General features: G+C 41.1%; 1 protein-coding gene and 1 pseudogene. Both read right to left on the reverse strand.

Going from position 1 to position 1,080, the window contains the following annotated elements:
• Positions 1-893, reverse strand: an 893-nt coding sequence (locus M2651_RS14200) for an FAD-dependent oxidoreductase (RefSeq protein WP_252132994.1), incomplete at its 3' end; no start/stop codon positions are given.
• A 21-nt stretch (positions 894-914) separates the two neighbouring features.
• Positions 915-1,080: pseudogene (locus tag M2651_RS14205) on the reverse strand (sulfide/dihydroorotate dehydrogenase-like FAD/NAD-binding protein); the annotation flags it as partial.

The following is a 1,080-nucleotide window of genomic DNA, read 5'->3' on the forward strand; positions in this document are numbered from 1 at the left end:
GCAGTTCTTGCAGCATCCATTGCTACGTTACCTCCGCCAACTACCGCAACCTTCTTCCCTACCTTAATTGGTGTGTCGTAGTCATCTTTAAAGGCTTTCATAAGATTAGTTCTTGTTAAAAACTCATTGGCAGAAAATACTCCGTTAGAGTTTTCTCCTGGTATTCCCATAAACTTTGGAAGTCCTGCTCCAGAACCTATAAATACTGCATCAAAACCTTCTTCGTTTAGAAGCTCATCTATAGTTACAGTTCTGCCTATAATAACGTTTGTTTCAATCTTAACACCAAGCTTTTTAACATTCTCAACTTCATGCTTTACAACTGTTTCCTTAGGAAGTCTGAATTCAGGTATTCCATATACTAAAACTCCTCCTGGCTCATGAAGAGCTTCAAATATGGTTACATCGTAGCCCATTTTAGCTAAGTCTCCTGCACAGGTAAGCCCTGCAGGACCGCTTCCTATAACAGCAACCTTTTTGTCCTTCTTTGGCTGTGTTTCAGTTAAGTCTATATTGTTTTCTCTTGACCAGTCTGCCACAAATCTCTCTAGCTTTCCTATAGCAACAGGCTCTCCTTTAATTCCAAGCACACACTTTCCTTCGCATTGAGTTTCCTGTGGACATACTCTTCCGCAAACTGCCGGAAGTGAGCTTTGCCTTGCTATTACCTTTGCAGCTTCTGCAAACTCTCCGTTTTTAACATGCTGTATAAATTCAGGTATTGCTATTGTAACAGGACACTCTGTAACGCATAAAGGCTTTTTGCAGTTTAAGCATCTTGACGCTTCCTGCATTGCCTCTTCTGCAGTATATCCTAAACAAACCTCATCAAAGTTTGTATTTCTTACCTTTGGATCCTGTTCTGCTATTGGTGTTCTCTTCATTCTATCCATCTGTAATCCCCCTTTGGCTTACTATTCTTCACAGCAGCCGCAGCCGCCCTCATGTTTGTGTTCTTTTCTAAACTCTGCCTGAGCTTCTTCACTCTTATACATTGTCTGTCTTCTCATAGCCTCATCAAAATCTACTAAATGTCCGTTAAACTCAGGTCCGTCTACACAGGCAAACTTAGTTTCTCCG

The sequence above is a fragment of the Clostridium caldaquaticum genome (assembly GCF_023806125.1).
Taxonomy (GTDB): domain Bacteria; phylum Bacillota; class Clostridia; order Clostridiales; family Clostridiaceae; genus Clostridium_AT; species Clostridium_AT caldaquaticum.